This window comes from Mycobacterium lentiflavum (assembly GCF_022374895.2).
In the GTDB taxonomy this organism is placed as follows: Bacteria; Actinomycetota; Actinomycetes; order Mycobacteriales; family Mycobacteriaceae; genus Mycobacterium; species Mycobacterium lentiflavum.
Window position 1 is genome coordinate 998,934 of the sequence record NZ_CP092423.2, and the last position, 21,888, is coordinate 1,020,821.

23 protein-coding genes are annotated in these 21,888 nt (G+C 66.4%); 12 read left to right on the top strand and 11 right to left on the bottom strand.

The window, feature by feature from the left end; all coding sequences use genetic code 11:
- Window positions 1-34 precede the first annotated feature (34 nt).
- A complete protein-coding gene (gene sppA, locus MJO58_RS04915; RefSeq protein ID WP_239722156.1) occupies window positions 35-1,837 on the top strand; it encodes a signal peptide peptidase SppA in 1,803 nt (600 codons plus the stop codon).
- A gap of 161 nt (window positions 1,838-1,998) precedes the next feature.
- Here the strand turns inward: sppA and MJO58_RS04925 are convergent, their stop codons facing one another.
- From MJO58_RS04925 to MJO58_RS04935, 3 genes are all read right to left on the bottom strand, one after another.
- Complete coding sequence (locus MJO58_RS04925; RefSeq protein ID WP_239722157.1) at window positions 1,999-2,913, bottom strand: class I SAM-dependent methyltransferase; 915 nt, start codon at window positions 2,911-2,913, stop codon at window positions 1,999-2,001.
- A 75-nt stretch (window positions 2,914-2,988) separates the two neighbouring features.
- A complete protein-coding gene (locus MJO58_RS04930) occupies window positions 2,989-3,903 on the bottom strand; it encodes a class I SAM-dependent methyltransferase (protein WP_239722158.1) in 915 nt (304 codons plus the stop codon).
- On the bottom strand, window positions 3,904-4,881 hold the full coding sequence (locus MJO58_RS04935; protein ID WP_239722159.1) for a class I SAM-dependent methyltransferase: 978 nt from the start codon (window positions 4,879-4,881) through the stop codon (window positions 3,904-3,906). It abuts the gene before it with no gap.
- A 152-nt stretch (window positions 4,882-5,033) separates the two neighbouring features.
- Between MJO58_RS04935 and MJO58_RS04940 the strand changes: the two genes are divergently transcribed.
- Entirely contained in the window at window positions 5,034-6,278 is a 1,245-nt protein-coding gene (locus MJO58_RS04940; RefSeq protein WP_239722160.1) for a zinc-dependent alcohol dehydrogenase, read from the top strand.
- Here MJO58_RS04940 and MJO58_RS04945 read toward each other — a convergent pair.
- Together MJO58_RS04945 and MJO58_RS04950 are read right to left on the bottom strand one after the other, a co-directional pair.
- Window positions 6,275-6,481 (bottom strand): hypothetical protein, encoded by a 207-nt coding sequence (locus MJO58_RS04945; RefSeq protein WP_239722161.1) that lies wholly within the window; start codon window positions 6,479-6,481, stop codon window positions 6,275-6,277. The genes MJO58_RS04940 and MJO58_RS04945 overlap by 4 nt on opposite strands.
- A 3-nt stretch (window positions 6,482-6,484) precedes the next feature.
- A complete protein-coding gene (locus tag MJO58_RS04950) occupies window positions 6,485-7,141 on the bottom strand; it encodes a class I SAM-dependent methyltransferase (RefSeq protein ID WP_434086305.1) in 657 nt (218 codons plus the stop codon).
- Window positions 7,142-7,216: 75 nt separating this feature from the next.
- Here MJO58_RS04950 and MJO58_RS04955 point away from each other — a divergent pair, with 75 nt between their 5' ends.
- Window positions 7,217-8,068, top strand: coding sequence for a helix-turn-helix transcriptional regulator (locus MJO58_RS04955; RefSeq protein WP_090600460.1), 852 nt, complete (start codon window positions 7,217-7,219; stop codon window positions 8,066-8,068).
- Here the strand turns inward: MJO58_RS04955 and MJO58_RS04960 are convergent.
- Window positions 8,065-9,099, bottom strand: coding sequence for an NAD(P)H-dependent amine dehydrogenase family protein (locus MJO58_RS04960; protein WP_239722163.1), 1,035 nt, complete (start codon window positions 9,097-9,099; stop codon window positions 8,065-8,067). The two genes, MJO58_RS04955 and MJO58_RS04960, sit on opposite strands and share 4 nt — an antisense overlap.
- Before the next feature lie 68 nt (window positions 9,100-9,167).
- Here MJO58_RS04960 and MJO58_RS04965 point away from each other — a divergent pair, with 68 nt between their 5' ends.
- From MJO58_RS04965 to MJO58_RS04980, 4 genes are all read left to right on the top strand, one after another.
- Window positions 9,168-9,899, top strand: coding sequence for a maleylpyruvate isomerase family mycothiol-dependent enzyme (locus tag MJO58_RS04965; RefSeq protein WP_239722164.1), 732 nt, complete (start codon window positions 9,168-9,170; stop codon window positions 9,897-9,899).
- Window positions 9,900-9,918: 19 nt separating this feature from the next.
- Window positions 9,919-10,497: a TetR/AcrR family transcriptional regulator C-terminal domain-containing protein gene (locus tag MJO58_RS04970; protein ID WP_259608744.1), complete on the top strand. Its 579-nt coding sequence runs from the start codon at window positions 9,919-9,921 to the stop codon at window positions 10,495-10,497.
- Window positions 10,498-10,613: 116 nt separating this feature from the next.
- Window positions 10,614-11,180, top strand: coding sequence for a TetR/AcrR family transcriptional regulator (locus MJO58_RS04975; RefSeq protein ID WP_239722166.1), 567 nt, complete (start codon window positions 10,614-10,616; stop codon window positions 11,178-11,180).
- Window positions 11,177-12,403 (top strand): cytochrome P450, encoded by a 1,227-nt coding sequence (locus MJO58_RS04980; protein WP_239722167.1) that lies wholly within the window; start codon window positions 11,177-11,179, stop codon window positions 12,401-12,403. Before MJO58_RS04975 ends, MJO58_RS04980 begins: the two co-directional genes overlap by 4 nt.
- Here the strand turns inward: MJO58_RS04980 and MJO58_RS04985 are convergent.
- From MJO58_RS04985 to MJO58_RS04995, 3 genes are read right to left on the bottom strand one after another with little or no spacing between them, the layout of a single operon-like run.
- Window positions 12,390-13,325 (bottom strand): MBL fold metallo-hydrolase, encoded by a 936-nt coding sequence (locus MJO58_RS04985; RefSeq protein ID WP_239722168.1) that lies wholly within the window; start codon window positions 13,323-13,325, stop codon window positions 12,390-12,392. The two genes, MJO58_RS04980 and MJO58_RS04985, sit on opposite strands and share 14 nt — an antisense overlap.
- Window positions 13,322-13,978 carry an L-fuculose-phosphate aldolase gene (locus tag MJO58_RS04990; RefSeq protein WP_090600478.1) on the bottom strand — a complete coding sequence of 219 codons (657 nt, stop codon included), beginning with the start codon at window positions 13,976-13,978 and terminating at the stop codon, window positions 13,322-13,324. Before MJO58_RS04990 ends, MJO58_RS04985 begins: the two co-directional genes overlap by 4 nt.
- Window positions 13,975-14,964 (bottom strand): NAD(P)-dependent oxidoreductase, encoded by a 990-nt coding sequence (locus MJO58_RS04995; RefSeq protein ID WP_239722169.1) that lies wholly within the window; start codon window positions 14,962-14,964, stop codon window positions 13,975-13,977. Before MJO58_RS04995 ends, MJO58_RS04990 begins: the two co-directional genes overlap by 4 nt.
- Before the next feature lie 30 nt (window positions 14,965-14,994).
- On the opposite strand from MJO58_RS04995, the gene MJO58_RS05000 reads away from it, so the two are divergent.
- Window positions 14,995-16,368, top strand: a complete 1,374-nt coding sequence (locus MJO58_RS05000; protein ID WP_239722170.1) for a xylulokinase — start codon at window positions 14,995-14,997, stop codon at window positions 16,366-16,368.
- A gap of 34 nt (window positions 16,369-16,402) precedes the next feature.
- Window positions 16,403-17,068, top strand: a complete 666-nt coding sequence (locus tag MJO58_RS05005) for a GNAT family N-acetyltransferase (protein WP_090600483.1) — start codon at window positions 16,403-16,405, stop codon at window positions 17,066-17,068.
- Between the two features lie 37 nt (window positions 17,069-17,105).
- Here MJO58_RS05005 and MJO58_RS05010 read toward each other — a convergent pair whose 3' ends face one another.
- Both MJO58_RS05010 and MJO58_RS05015 read right to left on the bottom strand, forming a co-directional pair.
- Window positions 17,106-18,023: a class I SAM-dependent methyltransferase gene (locus MJO58_RS05010; RefSeq protein ID WP_090600484.1), complete on the bottom strand. Its 918-nt coding sequence runs from the start codon at window positions 18,021-18,023 to the stop codon at window positions 17,106-17,108.
- A gap of 10 nt (window positions 18,024-18,033) precedes the next feature.
- Complete coding sequence (locus MJO58_RS05015; protein WP_239722171.1) at window positions 18,034-18,945, bottom strand: class I SAM-dependent methyltransferase; 912 nt, start codon at window positions 18,943-18,945, stop codon at window positions 18,034-18,036.
- A gap of 256 nt (window positions 18,946-19,201) precedes the next feature.
- On the opposite strand from MJO58_RS05015, the gene secY reads away from it, so the two are divergent.
- Genes secY through map form a run of 3 tightly spaced genes read left to right on the top strand, consistent with a single transcriptional unit; the run spans window position 19,202 to window position 21,872 of the window.
- Window positions 19,202-20,527: a preprotein translocase subunit SecY gene (secY, locus tag MJO58_RS05020; RefSeq protein WP_239722172.1), complete on the top strand. Its 1,326-nt coding sequence runs from the start codon at window positions 19,202-19,204 to the stop codon at window positions 20,525-20,527.
- Window positions 20,524-21,069, top strand: a complete 546-nt coding sequence (locus MJO58_RS05025; RefSeq protein WP_090600488.1) for an adenylate kinase — start codon at window positions 20,524-20,526, stop codon at window positions 21,067-21,069. The genes secY and MJO58_RS05025 overlap by 4 nt, the downstream gene beginning before the upstream one ends.
- 2 nt (window positions 21,070-21,071) lie before the next feature.
- Window positions 21,072-21,872, top strand: a complete 801-nt coding sequence (gene map, locus MJO58_RS05030; protein ID WP_090600489.1) for a type I methionyl aminopeptidase — start codon at window positions 21,072-21,074, stop codon at window positions 21,870-21,872.
- Window positions 21,873-21,888 lie beyond the last annotated feature (16 nt).

A 21,888-nucleotide genomic window follows, 5' to 3' on the forward strand; every position in this document is an offset into this window, starting at 1 on the left:
CACCCTACGGGCGTCGATCGGTACGCTGCAGAGCATGTTCGCCTTTCTGCCTTCGCTGCCCGGTGTCGACGACGTGCGTGCCCTGGCCGGCCGCGTCGATACGGTCCGCCACCACGGCGTACCCAACGGCTGCATACTCGAATTCAACCTCCGTTCGGTGCCGCCGGAGACGGCGGGCTTCGACCCGGTGGCGTTCGTCACCGGTGCGGAGCGACCGATAACGCTGCGCCAGGCGGTCGCCGCGATCCATCGCGCCGCCGAGGACTCCCGGGTGGCCGGGCTGATCGCGCGCGTGCAACTCGCGGCGTCGCCGCCGGCGGCGGTCCAGGAGCTGCGCGAGGCGATCGCCGCGTTCAGCGCGGTCAAGCCATCGCTGGCCTGGGCCGAAACCTACCCGGGGACGCTGTCCTACTACTTGGCCTCGGCGTTCAGCGAGGTCTGGATGCAGCCGTCGGGCAGCGTCGGTCTGATCGGCTTCGCGAGCAACGCGACCTTCTTGCGCACCGCGCTGGACAAGGCGGGGATCGACGCCGAGTTTGTCGCCAGAGGCGAATACAAGTCGGCGGCAAACGTTTTCACCGAAGAGGGCTTTACCGAAGCCCACCGCGAAGCGGTGACCCGGATGCTGGAAAGTCTGCAGGACCAGGTGTGGCACGCGATCGCCGAGTCGCGCAAGATCGATGCGGCCGCACTCGACGCCCTGGCCGACCGGGCCCCGCTGCTGCGCGATGACGCGGTGTCCTCCGGTCTGGTCGACCGGATCGGCTTCCGCGATCAGGCCCATGCGCGAATCGCGGAATTGATTGGCGTTGAAGGCGTTTCGGCTGACAATGACGACCCCGAAGCGGACCCGGAAAAGCTGGCGCCGCGACTCAATCTGACGCGCTATTCCGCCGCATCCCGGTCGCGGCTGGTGCCGCCGGCGCCGCCGATTCCCGGCCGCCGCCCCAAGCCGACGTTCGCCTTGATCACACTGCAGGGTCCGATCGTCAACGGGCGCGGCGGTCCGCAGTTCCTGCCGTTCGGCAACTCCAGCGTCGGCGGCGATACGATCGCGGCCGCCCTGCGGGAGGCCGTACGCGACGATGCGATATCGGCGATCGTGCTGCGGATCGACAGCCCCGGCGGTTCGGTCACGGCGTCGGAGACCATCTGGCGCGAGGTCGCCCGGGCCCGCGAACGCGGCAAACCGGTGGTGGCCTCGATGGGCTCGGTCGCCGCGTCCGGCGGTTACTACGCCGCGATGGCCGCCGATGTGATCGTCGCCAGTCCGGGCACGATCACCGGCTCGATCGGTGTGATCACCGGGAAGCTGGTGTTCCGCGATCTCAAGGAACGCTTCGGAGTTGTGTCAGATGCGGTGCGCACCAACGCGAATGCCGACGCGTGGTCGACCGATGTGCCCTTTACGGCGCAGCAGCGGGCCGATCGAGAGGCCGAGGCGGACCTGATCTACGACGACTTCGTGCAGCGCGTCGCCGAGGGTCGAAACCTGACCACCGCGGCCGTCAACGCCGTTGCTCAAGGACGGGTGTGGACCGGAGCCGACGCCCTCGAACGTGGCCTGGTCGACGAACTCGGCGGCCTGCGTACCGCGGTGCGCCGCGCCAAGGTCCTGGCCGGCCTGGACGAGGACGCCGATGTCCGGGTCGCCAGCTTCCCGGGATCCTCGTTGCTTGCGCTGGTGCGCCCCCGGGCGTCCTCGCAGCCGGCCGCCGCATCGCTGCCGGACGCACTGGGCGCACTGCTCGGTCGCACGGTTGCCGCGGTGGTCGAGAACCTCGAGCAGGCGGTCAGCGGTGCCAGTGTGCTGTGGCTGGGCGAATCGCGCTTTTGAGTATGTGGTGGCGACCCGCTACGCCCGGCTACGCCGCGCTTGCGATCGCCACTAGCCCGATGGTGGCGACCCGCTGCGCCCGGCTGCGCCGCGCTTGCGATCGCCACTAGCCCGATGGTGGCGACCCGCTGCGCCCGGCTGTGCCGCGCTTGCGATCGCCACTAGCCCGCCAGCCAGCCGCTGATGAAGATGATCTCGCCGAGTGGGTCGTCGTTCTCCGGCGGCGGGACCTCTAGGCCGTTCTGGCCGAATAATTCGGTTCGCGTCACGCCCTCGACGGTCCAACCCTTGATACCCAGATAGTCGACGACGTGATTGCGCTGCCCGGCGTACACCAGCGAGGCCATGTCGATGTCGACACCGTGCTCCCGGAAGGAGCCCGACATCTCCCGTACCCGGTCGGCATCGAAATCCACAATGCCGGGGACGAATTCGGTGGCGATCGTGCTGCCCGGCACCGACAGGGCGGTGATGTTGTCGAACAACAGGTCCTGGGCCTCGGGCGGCAGGTAGATCAGCAGACCCTCGGCCAACCACGCGGTCGGGGTGGTGGTGTCGAACCCGGCCGCACGAAGTGCGGCCGGCCAGTCCTGGCGCAGGTCGATCGGAATGGTGCGCCGGGTAGCAGTGGGATGAGCCCCGAGACCGGCCAAAGTGGTTGTCTTGAAATCGATTACCTGCGGCTGGTCGATTTCGTAGACCACCGTCTCGGCGGGCCACGGCAACCGGTAGGCGCGCGAGTCGAGGCCGGACGCGAGGATCACTACCTGGCGCACGCCGGCGGCGGTGGCGTTGACGAAGTAGTCGTCGAAATACTTCGTGCGCACCGCCATTCCATCGATCATCGCGCGCATGCGGACCGGCGTGGCGTTCTCGATGGCCGAGAGGTCGAGATCACCGTCCATCATCTTGGTGAAGAAATCCACGCCGACCGCGCGCACGAGTGGTTCGGCGAACGGATCGTTGATCAAACCGCGGGGATCCTTCGTCGCCATGGCACGCCCGGTCGCGACCATGGTTGCGGTCGCGCCCACGCTGGACGCCAGATCCCAGTTATCGTCGTGTGCGCGAGGCATGAGACGACTTTAGCCCGACGGCGATGTGCGCCGAACGGCGCGATGAGGAGTTGGGCAATTGGCCTGAGCCAAGCCCTACTTCAGCGTCGCGTCCACATAGCTCATGTCGCCGAAAACGGCCGTCATCTCGTCCGACGGGAACTCAAAGCCGTTGCGGGCATACAGCTCCTTGGCGGGATGGGCCGTCACCTGCCAGCCGTGCGTGCTCAGATAGTCCACTACGACGCTGCGCTCGCCCTGGTAGAACAGGTCGGCCGCGTTCAGATCGAATCCGAAGCTGCGCCACCGGTCGCTGATCTGTTGTAAGCGCTCGTCGGAGAACGCATTGGGGTCGGGCACATGCTCGGTGGCGACGCGGCTGCCCGGCGCGCTGAGGGCGGTGATGTTGTCGAACAGCCGGTCCTGGGCCTCCGGCGGCAGGTAAGGTAGCAGCCCTTCCGCACTCCAGGCGGTCGGTTGCGTGACGTCGAAGCCGGCCGCGCGCAGCGCCGCCGGCCAGTCGTCGCGCAGGTCGATTGCGACGGTACGGCGCTCGGCGCTCGGAGCGGCCCCGATACCGGACAGTGTGTCGGTCTTGAACGCGATGACCCGGGGCTGGTCGATCTCGTAGACCACCGTGCCGGCCGGCCACCGCAGCCGGTAGGCCCTGGTGTCGAGACCGGACGCCAGGATCACCGCCTGTCGCACACCCTCTTCGGTTGCGGCGGTGAAGAAGTCGTCGAAGAACCTGGTGCGCACCGTCATCTGATGGATCCGCGCCCGGCGGTTGAGCAGCGCGTCGTCCTCGAAATCAATCTTGCCGTCGATGACGCGGACGAAGACATCCAGCCCCACGGCCCGCACCAGCGGATCCGCGTAGGGGTCGTCGAGTAGCGCGTCGGGTCCCTGCGACGCCACGGCGCGGGAAGCGGCGACCATGGTGGCCGTCGCTCCCACGCTGTTGGCCAGGTCCCAGCTGTCGCCTTCGGTACGTCCTGAATCAGTGCTCATCTATTTCGCTTTCCTTTCCAGGGTGCCGCTGGTGTAGAGCATCTCACCCATCCGCATGTCGTCGTCCTCGAACGGTTCAAAGCCGTTGTCCGCGAACAACTCCCGGATGCTGCTGCTTTGCAGACGCCAGCCGCGGGCGGCAAGGTATTCGACCGCCTCGTTGCGGTCGCCGAGGTAGACCAGACCCGCCATGTCCAGATCGAAACCGTGTGCACGCCAGTGCTCGGCGATGGTCTGCATGCGCTCGCGCATCCTGTCCTCTTCGCCGGGCTCCGGGTTGGGCGCGCTCTCGGTGGCCAGCCGGCTGCCCGGCGCGCTGAGCGCCGTGATGGTGTCCAGCAGACGGTCCTGGGCTTCCGGCGGCAGGTAGCCGAGCAGGCCCTCGGCGCTCCATGCCGCCGGCTGGGCCGGGTCGAAGCCGGCCGTGCGCAGTGCGGTGGGCCAGTCGTCGCGAAGATCGACGGCCACCACCCGGCGGTCGGCGGTCGGTGCGGCGCCCAGGTCGGCAAGCGCCTTGGTCTTGAATTCGATGACCTGCGGCTGGTCGACCTCGTAGACCACCGTGCCAGCGGGCCACGCCAGCCGGTAGGCACGGGAATCGAGCCCGGAAGCCAGGATCACAACCTGCTTGATACCCGCCGCGGCCGCGCCGGTGAAGAACTCGTCGAAGAACTTGGTGCGCACGGCCATGTTGTCGGCCATGCGCGACATCGCCCCCGCCGATCCGGCCGCGCCGTCCTGAACATCGGCGACGTCGTTCAGCTCGGCGGGGTCCAGCTCGCCGCTGGCCAGCCGGGAGAGCAGGTCCACGCCGACGGCCTTGACCAGCGGTTCGGCGAATGGGTCGTTGATCAGCGGGCGATCGGCACGGGTAGCGATCGCTCGCGCGGCCGCGACCATCGTGGCCGTCACCCCGACGCTGGACGCCAGGTCCCAGGTGTCGCCGTCGTATCTGGTGGAGTTGGTGGAAGAAGTCATTTGGTGCCCCCTCAATCGGATGTATTTAGCTTACCTTCGTTAATACTTAGCCAATATAACAAGCTTCCACCACTGTACGCTTCCCGCGATCGGGGGCACCCTTGACGAATGGCGCACGCAACGCCCTTCGGCATGGCCGGGATGGCGCCCCGGTGAAGGCGCTGGTGTACGGCGTGGCACCGGAGCCGTTCGAGGTTCCCGGCCTGAGCGCCGGAACAGCCAACACGCTGACGACCAACTTGGGCCGCACCCCGACCGCCTTGCGGTCTGTGTCGGATCCGCAACTGCCGCATGAGGATTGGGTGATCACCCGGCCGCGGCTGACCGGCATCTGTGGCTCGGACTCCAAGCAAATCCTGATGGATTTCGGCGAGGACGACGCCGACAACGCGATGGGCGGCTTCTGTTCTTTCCCGCAGGTGATGGGCCACGAGGTGGTCGCCGACGTGGTGGAGCTGGGGGCCGGAGCCCGCGGGCTCGAGGTAGGGCAGCGCGTCGTGCTCAACCCGTGGCTGTCCTGCGGGCCGCGCGGTATCGAGCCGGTGTGTCCCGCCTGCGAAAGTGGTGACTACAGCCTGTGCTGGAGTTTCACCGACGGCGATATCAAGCCGGGTATCCACACCGGGGTGTCGGCCGACGTGACCGGTGGATACGCCGAATTGATGCCGGCGCACGACAGCATGTTGTTCGCCGTTCCCGATTCGATACCCGACGAGATGGCCGTGTTCGCCGACCCGTTTTCGGTGTCGCTGCACGCGATCACCCGCCATCCACCGCCCCGCTCGGGCCGGGTCTTGGTTTACGGCGCCGGTTCACTCGGGTTGTGTGCGGTCGCGATCTTGCAGGCGCTCTATCCCGACGTGACAGTGGCCGTGGTGGCGCGCTTCGATGCCCAGGCGGCGGTGGCCCGAAAGTTCGGGGCTGCCAAAGTATTTGCGCATGAGCCACGCCTGGCCCTGATCGAAGAGTTGGTCGCCTGGGGCGGCGGCCGGCTGCGCCAACCGCTGCTGGGGCTGCCGATGGCGCACCCGGGAGCGATCGACGTCGTCTACGACACGATCGGCAAGCCCGAGACGTTCGAGGTCGGGGTGCGGGTGCTGCGCTCCCGGGGCACGTTGGTCAAGGCCGGCGTCCACGCGCCCGGACGCTGGGAGTGGAGCCCGCAGTACTTCAAGGAGATCGCCCTCGTCGGGTCCAACGCCTTCGGTTTCGAAGAGGTCGACGGGCTGCGCAAGCACGCTATCGCCCACTACCTCGACCTCGTCGCCGACGGCCGGATGGACCTGCGGCCGATGCTGACCCACACCTTCACGCTGGACCGTTGGCGCGACGCGTTTTTGGCGATTGCCAACCAGGGCGAAAGCGGCGCCATCAAGGTCGCCTTCGACCAGCGCTAGTCGGGCGTTCGTCCGGTATCTGATCTATCGAAGAACCGACCCAACAATTCGCGAGCCTCCTCCTGGTCGAGGCAGGTGTAGGAGTTCCACCCCTCCGTCCGCAGCTGATCATCCAGTGGCTTGCCGATGATCTCCAGGATTGTCTGCTTGGCCGATCGAAGCGCTCGCTGCGAGTTGCGCAGGATTTGCCCTGCATCGATCATCGGTCAATCTTGCGCCTCAGCGGGCCGGGTGGCCTGATAGAAGGTGAGTTGGCCGACGATCCGTTGCCGCTTGGTGGCGAGCTCGGTGCAGTCGAATCCCGCCGTGCGCAGCAGTCTGGGCACCGCGTCCCCGAGGTTGCCGGCCGCGTGATGGTTATGCCGGATGAGCCGTGCGAACAGGCCGCCACTGTTCGTGTCGCCGCTGATGTCGACCAGGTGCAGCCTCCCGCCGGGACGCAACACCCGAAATATCTCCGCTGCCGCCGCCGGTTTCGCATCGTCGTTGATGTGATGCAGCATCATCGACGAGAGGACCCGGTCGAATTCACCGTCGGCGTAGGGAAGCCGTTCGGCGTAACCCTGTTCGAACCGAATGCCGGTCAATCGGGTGGCCTTTCGCTTCGCGATCGCCAAGATTCGCGGGTCCGGATCACAACCGATCACGTCCGCCGAAGGCCGGGCGCGCTTGGCGCGGATCGCGAGATTGCCGGTGCCGCAACCTATTTCCAGAACTCGCTGACCGTCGGCGATATCCGCTTGGCCGACTAGCCGTTCATAGACCCCGTCGAGGCCCATCAGCCAGGCGATCACGTCGTACGCGGGCAGAAATGCATCGTGACCGGTGGCGGGAAGGTAGTCATGTGGATGATGTTTTGTCACAACATCCATAGTGGACCGCTGATTTACCGTAGAATTGGGTGATCATCGCCAAAAATAGGACTATTTTTTGCCATCATGACGCAGGCAGCTCGGCTGGTCGGTCACCGTGGTGGTGTCCCGATCTACCAATATCGGACCGATCCGGACACGTCTCCGGTATCGCTGCATCGCCACATGGGCGACCTCGACGAGCGGGGTCGTCACATTCACGACTTCCCGGCGCTGTGGTACGTCCCCGCGGCGGGCCTGGTGTACGTGGCCGCGGCCGGTGAGGTGCTCGACCCGGGGCAGCTGGAAGATTTGGATGCCGGTGTCGCGGTTTTCTTCGATCCGGCTGCTCTCGGTGAGGACGGGCGCTCGCCGTGGCCGGCCTGGCGGGGGCACCCGCTACTCTTCCCGTTCCTGCACGGATTTTCCGGGGGGGTATTGCGCCTGGAGATACCCGAGGACCGAAGACCCATGTGGGACAACGCGATCCGATCGATCGAGACCGAACTCACTGACCGGCAGGAGGGTCATCGACAGGCGGCCCTGGCGCACCTGACGCTACTGCTGATCGAGCTCGCGCGGCTGGCCCGCGACGTGGTGGCCGATCTCAAGCGCAGCGGTGAGCCGCTGCTGGCCGACGTGTTCGCGGTGATCGACCGCCGTCAGGGCGAGGCTTTGTCGCTGCGAGACGTGGCGGGCGAACTCGGCATCACGCCGGGGCATCTGACGACAGTGGTGCGCCGCCGCACCGGACGCACCGTGGGCGAGTGGATCATCGAACGCCGGATGGCCGAGGCGCGCACCTTACTGGAGGAAACGGATCTCCCGGTCGCCGAGATCGCCCGGCGGGTGGGGGTTTTCGATCCCGGATATTTCAGCCGGCAGTTCACCCGGGTGCACCACATGCCACCGCGGGACTGGCGCCGCCGCTCTGGCTAGGCCATCGCGCCGTGAGATCCCATGATCGGCAGATCAATTGGGGTGACGATGCCGGGGTGTGCATCGCAGAGGAAGGGAATGGCATTGACCGCCGCGACGGCGGTGCTGTCCATCAACACCGTCATCGCATCCTGGCCCGGATGGCCGAACCGGATTGTCGCGTCGACGTATGGCTCGCCGTCGATCACCACGCTGAAACCCTCGGGATCTTCCCATTGCGGATCCAGCGCGTCACTGCTCATGGTCCAGCAAATCGCCAGCTCGATCACCGGACGACCGTTGCGGTGACCGCGGTAACTGCGGCGTTGACCGCCGGTCGTGCCGGCCGCGTAGTCCGTCCACCCCAGGTGCAGGTCTCGGGTCAGAACCGCGTTCTCGACGAAGCCTTCCGTCGAGTCGAGCTGCACGCCCAGCATGGTGGCGACCATGTCGAGCGTCTCGAAGTAACCCAGGCCATACCGTTGGGCCTGCGGGTCAATCGACTTCACCCGTTCGCGCGGTGGCTTGCCGAATCCGAGCACCTTCCACACGTCTTGCACGGGATAGGTGGTGCAGTCCAGCGTCTCAACAAGCTTGACGCTGTGTACTTTTCGGCACGCGCCGGTGAGGAAGCCCGCGACGACGTTGATGAACCCCGGCTCGAAACCCGTTCCCAGGAAGGTCGCGCCGCCATGAAGCGCTGCCTCGCGCAGCGCGGCACGCTCGACCGGGTGATGCGAACCGGTCAGGAAGTCTCCGGTGGTCACCACGTTGATGCCGCTACGCAGCAGCCTGTCCACCAGTTCGAAGTCGATGACGCGGGGCATGTAGTTGACGCAATCCGGTGCCAGCTCGATCAACGCGTCGACATCATCGGTGGCCGCTACCCCGATCGGGGGGCGGTCAGCGAGAACTCCTGCGTCACAACCCACTTTGCCGGGCCCGAACGCATGGACGCCGACCACCTCGAAGTCGTCGCGGTCGATCAGGGCACCCAGTGCGCGCTTGCCGATGTTGCCGGTCGACCACTGAACCACGCGGTATCGGTCCATGTTGTTCCTTGCCTGCCGAGTTGGCGTGTCAATTGCCAAGAAAAAGTTAACGCTGTAAAGATTAGCTCGTGAATGCGGTGCCGGCCGACGACTACCTCGAATTGATCGAGTTGGAGAGCAGCAGGTTGATCGAGATCGCCGCAACGGCCTCCGGCGACGTCGGTGTCCCGACCTGTCCGGAATGGACACTGCGCGACCTTGTCGGGCACGTCGGCGGTGCGCATCGATGGGTGAGCACCTGTGTGACCGGCGGTCTAAAGGCGCAGCAGCGGATTCTGCCACTGCCACCTGACGGGGTAAGCCAGCTGCTGGACTGGTTCGGCGAGAGCGTTGACCGACTTCGGTCGGCTTTGTCTTCGGTCCCGTCCGATGAGTCGGTCTGGACACCGCTGACCGGTCCGCAGGCCAGCACGTGGTGGCGCCGCAAGGCTGCGCTGGAGGCGGCCATTCACCGATGGGACGCGGACAACGCCACACATGCACAACCCGAGCCACTGGCCGCCGCCCTCGCCTTGGACGGGATCGCCGAATTCACCGAAGAATTCCTTCCGTTGCTGGTGCAGGCGGCACCGGCAGCGCCTGTGCCTTCAATCAGGCTTTGTCCCAACGACATTGATGTCTGCGTTGATGTCCCCCTGATGACCCCACCGGACGGCGCGGTGGCCGGCCTCTCGGGTACGCAGCTGTCCGGATCGGCCTCGGACCTGTTGCTCTGGATCTGGAATCGGGTAGGTCGGGACAACGTCGTCGTGGTTGGTGATGCCGCGATCCTGCAGTGGTGGACATGTTTGGCGATCTGAACTCCGAAGCGGGGCGGCTATGGCCGTAACCGGAGCGCGACCGTCGCGGAAGGTGCCCCATTACGGGGAGTTGGATCGTGCAGCAATTGTCGCCGCAGCCATGCGCGTGGCGCAGCGTGGCGGTATCCGCAGCGTGACCGTCCGAGCCCTGGCCGGCGAACTCGGGTTATCCACCACGGCGATGTACCACCACGTGGACGGTAAGCGCGAGCTGCTGAACCTGATTGCCGAAGCCACGCTGTCGGCGGTGACGCTGCCCGACCGGGGCTCCTGGCAACGACGCCTGAAGGTGTTCGCCCGCAGCGCCCGAACGGCACTATTACGCATCGACGGCATCGCCGACGTCCTGCAGACCTATCCGGCCGAGGGCGCGGCATTGCAAGTCGATTTGCTCATGCAACGCGTGCTGGCCGACGCCGGGGTGCCCGAGGGACGTCGTGAAGGCACCCGGGTGCTGCTGATGGTGTTCGTGCTGGGTTCGGTTTCGTTCGAGCAGGCGATCGAAGGCTTGCCGACCCAATTGCGGGTCGACCCCGCCGAGCGTTTCGAGCAGGGCCTCGAGGTGTTGATCGCGGGAATCGAATCGATGTCGCGGTAGCCGGCCGGTTGCGATCGAACGGACACCCGAAGTCGGCGTTGACACCCGACTCGAACGCTGTTCTAATCAGAACATTGTTCGAAACGCGATTAGGTGAAACAGCGGAGGAAACCGTGGTGAATGCGCCGGTGCTTCGCCATGGGGCGCTGGATCGGGCGCACCTGACGAAGCACCTGCTGGGACTGGCCAAGCGCGTCGGCGTCAACCGGGTCACTATGCGCGAACTCGCGGCCGAGGCGGGCACGGCGGCCTCATCGGTCTACTACCACGTCCGCGACAAGCGCGAGCTACTCGATCTGCTGATCGAATCGGTGCTCGCTCAGATCCAGGTGCCGCGGCAGGGCGACTGGGAGGCGCGTTTGATCGCGCTGTACACCGACGCGTGGAAGGTGTTGCTTGAGGTGCCGGGTATCGCGGCCTTGCTCCAGGAGTATCCGCACACCGCAGCCGCCACGGAGATGGATCGCGCCTCGCGCCGCATCTTGCGTGAATCCGGTTTGCGGGCAGACGATTTCGAAGCGGCGCACGCCGCGTTGTACATCCACCTGCTGGGTTCGGTGCAGCTCGCTCACATCCGAAACACCGATGCCGCGGCCGACCGGCCGAGCGAGCGGGTGTTCGCATATGGGTTGCGGCTGATTCTCCACGGTCTGCGCCACGAGATAGGGGAGACCGCATCATGACCGAGACCACGATCGACCTGGCCGAACCGGGGATCTGGGCGTCGCGATTTCCCGACGAGCTGTTCGCCGCTTTGCGGGCCCGCACGCCGGTGTTTCACCAGCAACTAACCGCTGAGGTGAAATCTGTTGTGGGGCGCGAGTTCTGGGTGTGTACAAAGCATGCCGACGTGGCCCGGGTGCACCGCGACCATGAGTCGTTCACGGCGACCGGTGGACCGCTGATTCAGGACGTGCCGCTGTTCGACGCCTATCCGGCCATCGTGAGTTTGGACCCGCCGGATCACACCATCCGCCGCAAGGTTATCTCGCGCGCGTTCACCCCACGCGCGGTGGCGAAGCTGGAAGACGGAATTCGCCAGCGGGCCAAACGGATGGCCGGCGCCCTGCTCGAATCCGGTGGGGGTGATTTCGTGGATCTGGCTGCGGGACTGCCGATCTCGGTGATCGGTGACATCGTCGGGATCCCCGAGGCCGATCGACCGCACGTGTTCGGCCTGATCGAGCAGGTATTGAAGACCGCCGGAGCGCAGCTCGCCATGCCCGATGGCGACGACGTGTTGCCCTTCGCCGAGTTGTTTCAATACGCGAGCACGCTGACGGCGAATAAGCGCGAACATCCCGTCGACGACATCTGGAGTGCGCTGTGCACCACTGAGATCACCGCGGACTCGGGCGAGAGTTTCTTGCTGCCTTCCAACGAACTGGAGATCTTCTTCTTCGTGCTCGGGTTGGCCGGCGCCGACACCACTCGCAACGCATTGTGCGACGGGATCCGGGCCTTCGTCGCCAACCCGCATCAGATCGACGTCTACCGATCCGAACCCGACGCGCGGGCCACGGCCGTCGAGGAAGTGCTCCGGTATTCCACGCCCATCATGTTCTGGGTGCGCGGCGCAACGCGGGATGTGATCCTCGGTGACACGCTTGTCCCCGAGGGCGCGCGCGTGGTGACGATGTTGCGGTCGGCCAATCGTGACGAGGACGTGTTCGAGGACCCGCACCGATTCGACGTTCGCCGTGATCCCAATCCCCATCAGTCATTCGGCGGCGGCGGTCCCCATCATTGTCTGGGCGCGATGCTTGCCCGCGCCGAAATCAGGGCCGCGCTGGACGAGATTTTATTGAACGCCGATGTGATCGAAACCGGGGAGCCGACGATGACGCTGCCCGACCTCTGCAACAACATGACCGTTTACGACTCGTTGCCGGTCACCCTCGGCTGAGCGGTTCGATGTCCAGCCATTCGTCGACTTCGAATTGGTCGCCGACGGCGCGCAGCGACGCGCCGCCGTGACCCGGGTAGTGCGCGGGGATCACGGTAGCGCCGCCAGCCGCCGCCTCGGTGAAGATCCGGTGCCGGGTCGCCGCGGCGGCGGTGGCATCCACGTCGAAGGCGCAGGGGTCGGCGGGGCGGCGCACCTGTAGCGGGCTGTGCGTGATGTCGCCGACGAACACCGCGGGTACCCCCGCATCCAGCCACAGCACCGAGGAGCCGGGGGTGTGTCCCGCAGCGGGGCGCAGTCGCAATGACGGGCTGATCAGATAGTCGTCGGACCATTGGACGAGCTGGCCGGCCGCGTCAATCGGCAACACGCTGTCGGCGAACACCAACTGATCGCTACGCTGCGCGGTGGCCTCCTGCTCGGTGCGTGGCGATCGCCGCGCCATCGGTCCGTCAGGTGCGAAGTAGCGGTAATCGGCTGCGGGCGCAAGGTATCGGGCGTTGGGGAACGTCGGCACCCAAGTGTCATGGGAGCTACCGTCGAGCATCGTATTCCATCCGACATGGTCGGAATGGATGTGGGTGTTGATCACCACGTCCACGGCGCCGCGGTCGATGCCGACTGACTCCCACGCGGTGAGGAACCCGGTGTTCAGCCGATCCAACGGCGGCATGTGCGGGCGCTGACGATCGTTACCGACGCCGGTGTCCACGACGACGGTCAACCCGTCGACCTCGACGACCCAGCTTTGCACAGCGATGCGCCATTTCTCGGTGTCGGGGTCGAAGAAATCCGGCACCAGCAGGTCGGCGTTGTCGTGCCAGCCCTCCGGCGGGGTTTGTGCGAAAGACTTTGTCCCCAAATCGAACTGAAATTCCACGATGCGCGTCACACAGGCACGGCCCAGCTGCACCTGGCTCATAGCGGATTGGCGCGCAGGTAGCCGTAAACGCCGGCGAAGTTGCGGTTGACCTCTTCGGGAATCGGCACCGGACCGCCGAGAGCCCTTGCACCCCAGACGATTTGAGCGGTGCGTTCGACGAGTGCGGTAATATGCAGGACCTTGTCCGGGCGGGGCCCCACCGCGACCAGGCCGTGGTTGGCGATCAGCGCGGCGCCGCGGTCTGCCAGCGCCTTGACCGCGTTGATCCCGACGTCGGGCGTGCCGGATGCGGCATAGTCGGCGCACCGTACGTCGCCGCCGACGTAGACCGCGAATTCGTCGATGCAGGCCGGGATCGGCTCGTGGGCGATCGCGAACATGGTCGCCCACACGGGATGACTGTGAATGACGCTGCCGATGTCGTCGTAGGCCTGATAGGCCGCCAGGTGCAGCTGCATTTCCGACGACGGCGCCCGGCCGTCCTTGGCGTGCTGCACCGCGCCTTGCGCGTCGACGAGCACCAAGTCGTCGAGCTGCATGTCTCGGTAGTCGACCGAGGAGGGGGTGATCACGATGTTGCCGTCGCAGCGTCGTGCCGAGATGTTGCCGGCGGTTCCCTCGACGAGTCCGCGACGCAGCATCTCTTTGGCCGCGTCCAGCACCGCGGTTTCCGGGTTGTCGACGAACTTCATGACCCCAGTACCTCCGGGTTGACGATATGGGCGGGCGTGTTTCCGGATAGCAACGCTTCCAGATCGTCGGCGACCATCTGCGCCTGCCGTGCCTCAGTGTCCCAGGTGGCCCCGCCGATGTGGGGGGTCAGCACGACATTGGGCATGCCGACCAACGGATGGTCGGTCGCCAGAAACTCGCCCACGAAATGGTCCAGTCCCGCCGCGGCCACCTTGCCGCTGCGCAGCGCGTCGACGAGCGCGTCGGTGTCGTGCAGTTGCGCTCGGGCGGTGTTGAGGAAGACCACGCCGTCGCGCATCGCGGCGAATTCCTTGGCGCCGATCATCCCGGTGGTGTCGTCGGTGACCGGTGCGTGCAACGAGACGACGTCGGCCTCGCTCAGCAGTTCGTCGAGGCTGTGCTGGGCTTCGTCGTGATACGGGTCGTGCGCGATGACCCGCATGCCCAGCCCCGTCAACCGCCATCGCAGTGCCCGGCCGACGGCGCCCAGGCCCACCAGCCCCGCGGTGCGCCCCGCGATCTCCCACCCCCGGAAGCGCTGATAGGGAATGCTGCCGTCGCGAAACATGTTGCCGCTGCGTACATCCGAGTCGGCGGTCAGCACGTGGCGGGTGGCGGCCAGCAGCAGGGCCACCGCGATCTCGGCGACCGCATCGGCGTTGCGGGCCGGCGTATTCAGCACCGGGATGCCTGCCGCGGTGGCTCCGGCGATGTCGACGTTGTTGGGGTCGCCGCGGGTGGATGCGATCGCGCGCAGGCCCACGTCGAACACCGGTCCGCGCACCGAGTCGCTCTCCACCACAACGACGTCCGCGGCTTCGGCGGTGATCCGTTCGGCCAACTGCTCGGGGCTGTAGATCCGCAGCGGCGCCGCCTCGAGCTCAGTTATCCAAGGGTCATAGATCACATCGGCCAGCCGGCGCAGTTTGGCCAACCCCGGACCGCGCAGGGGGGCCGTCACCAGGGCACGCGGTCTTGATGTCACGAATGCCAATGCTGGCGTACGGTGACGCCCGTGTCACGTAACGGCGTCACAATCGGCATCGACATCGGGACAACGGCGGTCAAAGCGGTCGCCGCCGACGCCGACGGCCGCGTGACGGCGCGGGTGCGCATTCCCCATCACGTTCGGGTGCCCGCCCCCAACCGGCTCGAGCACGACGCCGACGAGGCGTGGCGGCGCGGTCCATTGGCCGCCCTCGACCAGGTGCGGCAGTTGGCTCCCGGGCCCGAGCCGCGTGCGGTGGCCGTTTCGGCGATGGTTCCGTCGCTGACCGCCGTCGATGCCGCGGGCCGGCCGCTGACCCCGGGATTGCTCTACGGCGACGAGCGCGGCCGGGTCGACGGCGATCAGCCACTTCCCGCGCTGGGTGAAACCGCCGAGTTCCTGCGCTGGACGGCCGCCGAAGCCCCGGGGGCGGCCGGGTACTGGCCGGCGCCGGCGGTGGCCAACCACGCGCTGGCCGGCGAGGCGGTGATCGACTTCGCCACCGCGGCCACCTCGTACCCCCTGTTCGACGGCACCGGCTGGAGCCAGGCCGCCTGCGCCGAACGCGGAGCCGCGGCGGTGCAGATGCCGCGGGTGGAGACGATCGGCGCCGCGGCCGGGCAGCTACCGGGGACCCGAACCGTGCTGGGCACCGGTGCCGTCGACGCGCTGTGCGAGCAGATGGTGGCCGGCGCCGATCGCGAGGGCGAGGTGCTGGTGATGTGCGGCACCACCCTGATCGTGTGGGTCACCATTCCCGAGGCGCGCCAGGTGCCGGGGCTGTGGACCATTCCGCACACCAAGGCGCCCAAGAGCCAGATCGGCGGCGCCAGCAACGCGGGCGGGCTTTTTCTCGGCTGGGTGGATCGCGTCATCGGACCCGGCGACCCCGCTGACGATTTCCACCAGGTCGATCCGCGCCGGATCCCGGTGTGGTCGCCCTACATTCGCGGCGAACGCACGCCGTTCCACGACCCCGACCGGCGGGCGGTGCTCGACGGCGTCGATCTCACCCACGGCCCCGCCGCATTGCGCAGGGCCGCCTACGAGGCGTCGGGATTCGTCGTTCGTCAGCTGATCGAGCTCAGCGGAGCGCCGGTGTCGCGCATCGTGGCCTCCGGCGGCGGGACCCGGCTGCAGCCATGGATGCAGGCCATCGCCGACGCCACCGGCCGTCCGGTGGAGGTATCCGCGGTGGCCGAGGGCGCGGCGCTGGGAGCGGCCTTCCTGGCCCGAATGGCGGCCGGGCTGGAAACGTCGATCGCCGACGCGGCCCGCTGGGTCCGCACCGAGCGCATCGTCGAGCCGGATCACGCCTGGGCAACGGCGGTGCAGGACCGCTACCGGCGTTTCCTGGAGCTGGGCGACCGCCCGTCGCGCCCATCAGAGTCGAGGATCTAGCGCGATTCGCGGGTCGGCGTTCTAGTCTGGTGCAATGACTGACCAGGACCGCAAAGCCGCCCGTAGAGAGATCGCAGACGCCCTTCTGAAAGCTCTTGAACGCCGGCATGAAATAGCCGACGTCGTGGTGGAGTCGGAAAACAAGGCAGTCGCGGTCGAGGGAATCGTCAAATTGCTCGACACCTCTCATGTCGCCGCCGAAGCGGTGATGGGCATGTGCTTCGAGCAGCTCACCATCGATTCGCGCCGCAAGATCCTCGCCGAACTCGAAGACTTGAACAAGCAGCTGAGCTTCACGCTGGGCGAGCGGCCGGCGAGCTCGGGGGAGAGCCTGGAGCTGCGGCCGTTCTCCGCCACCGAGGACCGCGACCTGTTCGCAACGCGCACCGCGGAAATCGGCGAGGCCGGCGATGGTTCTCGTGTCCCCGCGGGGAACATCGACGACGAGATCCGGGCGGCCCTCAAGCGTGTCGACGACGAAGAGGCCGCCTGGTTCGTCGCGGTCGATTCCGGCCAGAAGGTCGGAATGGTGTTCGGCGAGCTGCTCGCCGGCGAGGTGAACGTGCGGATCTGGATTCACCCCGAGCACCGCAAGCACGGTTACGGCACCGCCGCCCTGCGCAAGTCACGCTCGGAGCTGGCGTGGTGCTTTCCCGCTGTGCCGTTGGTGGTCCGGGCGCCGGCGGCCAAACCGGAGTAACTGCTTGGCTACTGGCGGACAGCGGTGCGTGCCACGCTCAGCCCCCCAGCGTCGCGGACAGGTATCTGATGTCGCCGAAGGCCGACGGTTCGGTGGGAAATTCAAAACCGTTGTGCGCGTACATCTCCGGAGTGCTGCGCACCGTGGTTTGCCAGCCCCGCTCGGTGAGGTAGGCAGCCACGTCGTTGCGCTCGCCGGTGTAGACCAGTTCGGACCAGTTCAGGTTCAGGCCCATCCGGCGCCACCGTTCGCTCATCTCGCGCCCCCGCTTTTCGACGCGGTCACGCATGTCGGGGACATAGCCGGTGCCGATCCGGCTGCCGGGCGCCGACAGCGCGGTGATGTTGTCGAACAGGCGATCCTGGGCGTCCGGCGGCAGGTACCCGAGTAGGCCTTCGGCGATCCAGGCGGTCGGCTGCGTCGAGTCGAATCCGTTGCCGCGCAACGCGGCCGGCCAGTCGTCGCGCAGGTCCACTGCCACCGTCCGGCGGTCGGTGGTCGGGGCCGCACCGAGGTCGGCCAGGGTGCGGGTTTTGAACTCGATCACCTGTGGCTGGTCGATCTCGTAGAGCACGGTTCCGTCCGGCCACGGCAACCGGTAGGCGCGGGTGTCCAGCCCGGACGCCAGAATGACCGCCTGGCGCACGCCGGCTGCCGCGGCATCGAGAAGAAAGGTGTCGAAATACCGGGTTCGCACCGCCATGCCTTCGCTGAGCCGCTGGGCCGTGAACGCGGGATCGTCCTCGGCGAGTTCGACCTCGCCGTTCATCATCCGGATGAAGGCGTCGACACCGACGGCGTTGACCAGCGGCTCGGCGAAGGGATCGTCGATCAACGGATTGGGGCCCTTGGACGCCATCGCGCGGCGGGCGGCCACCGCGGTGGCGGTGGCTCCCACGCTCGACGCCAAATCCCAGCTGTCTCCGTCGAATCGCTTGCTGTCCGTGCTCGTCATGCCTGCGCTCCTAACCGAGAGTGGCGGTCACCGAGACGATGTTGCGCAGTTGGGACAGGGCCTCGCTGTCGTGGAAATCGCGCCCGTAGTCAGCGAACAGTTCGCGCCGTGGCCGCGAGCTCACCTGCCAGCCGTGGCCGCTCAGGTACTCGATGACGTCGCTGCGATCGCCATCGAAGAACAATTTCGACAGGTCGATATCGCAGCCGAGATTGAGCCAGCGCTGGTTGAATTCCTGCGCACGCTCGGACATCGTCGTTTCCGACGGCGGATGGAACTCGGTCGCCAGCATGCTCCCGGGCGCCGACAGCGAGGTGATGTTGTCGAAGAGCCGGTCCTGGGCATCCGGGGGTAGATACATCAGTAATCCCTCGGCGCTCCACGACGTCGGCCGGGTCACGTCAAACCCGCTGCTGCGCAACGCCGTTGGCCAGTCGTCACGAAGATCGATGCTGACGGTGCGTCGCTCGGCGGACGGTACCGCGCCCAGGCTGGACATCGTGGTGGTCTTGAACTCGACGACCTGGGGCTGATCTACTTCGTAAACGACGCTGCCGCTCGGCCAGGACAGCCGGTAGGCGCGCGCGTCGAGTCCGGCGGCCAGGATGACCGCCTGGCGGATGCCGTCACGAGCGGCGTTGAGAAAGAAATCGTCGAAGAAGCGGGTGCGCACCGCGATCGAGTCGGTCTCGACCTGCAGGTCGCCCAGGCCGCCCTCCGGTGTTTCGGCGGCGGTCAGCTTGCCGTCGACTACCCGGGTGAAGAAGTCCAGCCCGACCGCCCGTACCAACGGCCCGGCGAATGGATCGTTGATGATCGGGTTGTCCTCGTTGCTGGCCACTGCGCGGGCCGCGGCGACCATGGTGGCCGTGGCGCCGACGCTCGAGGCCAAATCCCAACTGTCTTGGTCAGTGCGTGTCATCGTGCTCCTCGTTCCTCGGCAGCAGTTTTGATACTTAGCAAATGCAACGAGCTCTCAAAACTCTACGCCTCGTTGCTGTCCGCTTCCTGAATTTTTTGAGCCCTTTTGGTACGGCTCCACGATGCCCTTTTAAGGATCTGCCGCGACCAGCTGTTAGTCTCGTACACGATTTGACGCGTGACGCCGTACGTCCTGGCCTGCGGGTGTTGAGCGCGCGTAAACGCAGGAAGACCCCCGGCCGCGCAGGAGGATAGAAGTGCTTTCGGCTTTCATCTCGTCGCTGCGAACAGTCGACTTGAGACGGAAGATCCTCTTCACGCTCGGAATTGTCGTGCTGTATCGCGTCGGCGCCGCTTTGCCGTCGCCCGGCGTCAACTTCCCGAACGTGCAGCAGTGCATTAAAGAGGCCAGCGGTGGCGAAGCCGGGCAGATCTATTCGCTGATCAACCTGTTCTCCGGTGGTGCGCTGCTCAAGCTCACCGTGTTCGCGGTCGGCGTCATGCCCTACATCACCGCGAGCATCATCGTGCAGCTGCTCACCGTGGTCATTCCACGGTTCGAGGAATTACGTAAAGAGGGCCAGTCCGGCCAGGCCAAGATGACGCAGTACACGCGTTACCTGGCGATCGCGCTGGCCATCCTGCAGGCCACCAGCATCGTGGCGCTGGCGGCCAACGGCGGCCTGCTGCAGGGCTGCTCGCTGGACATCATCGCCGACCAGAGCATCTTCACCCTGGTCGTCATCGTGCTCGTCATGACGAGTGGCGCGGCGCTGGTGATGTGGATGGGTGAGCTGATCACCGAACGCGGCATCGGCAACGGCATGTCGCTGCTGATCTTCGTCGGCATCGCCGCCCGCATTCCGTCCGAGGGCAAGACGATCCTGGACAGCCGCGGCGGCATGATCTTCACCGCCGTGCTGCTGGCCGCGCTGCTGATCATCGTCGGCGTCGTCTTCGTCGAGCAGGGCCAGCGCCGGATCCCGGTGCAGTACGCCAAGCGCATGGTGGGCCGGCGTATGTACGGCGGCACCTCGACGTATCTGCCGCTCAAGGTCAACCAGGCCGGTGTTATCCCCGTCATCTTCGCGTCGTCGCTGATCTACATTCCGCACCTGATCACCCAGTTGATTCGCAGCGGCAGCGGCGGCGTCGGCACCAGCTGGTGGGACAAGTTCGTCGGGACTTACCTGTCGGACCCGAGCGATCCGGTCTACATCGGCATCTACTTCGGGCTCATCATCTTCTTCACGTACTTCTATGTGTCGATCACCTTCAATCCCGACGAGCGCGCTGACGAAATGAAGAAGTTCGGCGGCTTCATCCCCGGCATCCGGCCGGGCAAGCCCACCGCCGACTATCTGCGTTTCGTGCTGAGCCGGATCACGCTCCCGGGCTCGATCTACCTCGGTGCGATCGCGGTGTTGCCCAACCTGTTCCTGCAGATCGGGAACGCCGGGGCGGTGCAGAATCTGCCATTCGGCGGAACGGCGGTTCTGATCATGATTGGCGTCGGGTTGGATACCGTCAAACAGATCGAGAGTCAGCTGATGCAGCGCAACTACGAAGGGTTCCTCAAGTGAGAGTCGTTTTGCTGGGGCCACCGGGGGCGGGTAAGGGCACACAGTCGGAGAAACTCAGCGAAAAGCTCGGAATTCCGCAGATCTCCACCGGAGATCTGTTCCGCAGCAACATCGGGCAGGGCACCAAGCTGGGCCTGGAGGCCAAGCGCTACCTGGATGCCGGCGATCTGGTGCCCTCCGAGCTGACCAACCAACTCGTCGACGACCGGTTGAACGACCCGGACACCGTCAACGGCTTCATCCTGGACGGATATCCCCGCTCGATCGAGCAGGCCAAAGCGCTACACGAAATGCTCGAACGCCGCGGCACCGACATCGACGCGGTGCTGGAGTTTCGGGTGTCCGAAGACGAGTTGCTACAGCGCCTCAAGGGCCGCGGCCGCGCCGACGACACCGAGGAAGTCATCATCAACCGGTTCAAGGTCTACAACGACGAGACGGCGCCGCTGCTGGAGTACTACCGCGACGAACTCAAGACGATCGACGCGATCGGATCGTTGGACGAGGTATTCGCCCGCGCGCTGCGAGCGCTGGGCAAGTAGTGATGCGCGCGCTGGCGCGGCTGCGCAGAACCAAGGTAGTGCCGCAGCGCAGCGCCGGCGAACTGGACGCGATGGCCGCGGCGGGCGCGGTGGTGGCCAACGCCCTGCAAGCAGTGCACGCGGCCGCGGTTGCCGGAGTATCCACCCTGAGCCTGGACGAAATCGCCGAGTCGGTGATCCGGGACGCCGGCGCGACGCCGTCCTTCCTTGGCTATCACGGTTATCCGGCGTCCATCTGCGCGTCGGTCAACGACCGGGTGGTGCACGGCATCCCCTCCGCGGCGGAAATCCTCGCCCACGGTGACCTGGTCTCCATCGACTGCGGCGCGGTGCTGAACGGCTGGCACGGCGACGCGGCGATCACGTTCGGGATCGGGGCACTCGATCCCAACGACGAAGCGCTGTGTTCGGCGACCCGGGAGTCGCTGGAAGCCGGCATCGCGGCCATGGTCCCGGGCAACCGGTTGACCGATGTCGCGCATGCCATCGAAATGGGAACGCGGGCGGCCGAGGTTCGCCACCGCCGCGCGTTCGGGATCGTCGAGGGTTACGGCGGCCACGGCATCGGCCGGCAGATGCACATGGACCCGTTCCTGCCCAACGAGGGATCACCGGGCCGCGGCCCGCTGCTGGCCCCCGGTTCGGTGCTGGCGATCGAGCCGATGTTGACCCTAGGAACAGGTAAAACGCGGGTGCTCGACGACGACTGGACGGTCACCACCACCGACGGCTCACGCGCCGCGCACTGGGAGCACACCGTGGCGGTCACCCAAGACGGGCCCCGCATTCTCACCTTGAGCTGAACTCGAACTAAACGCC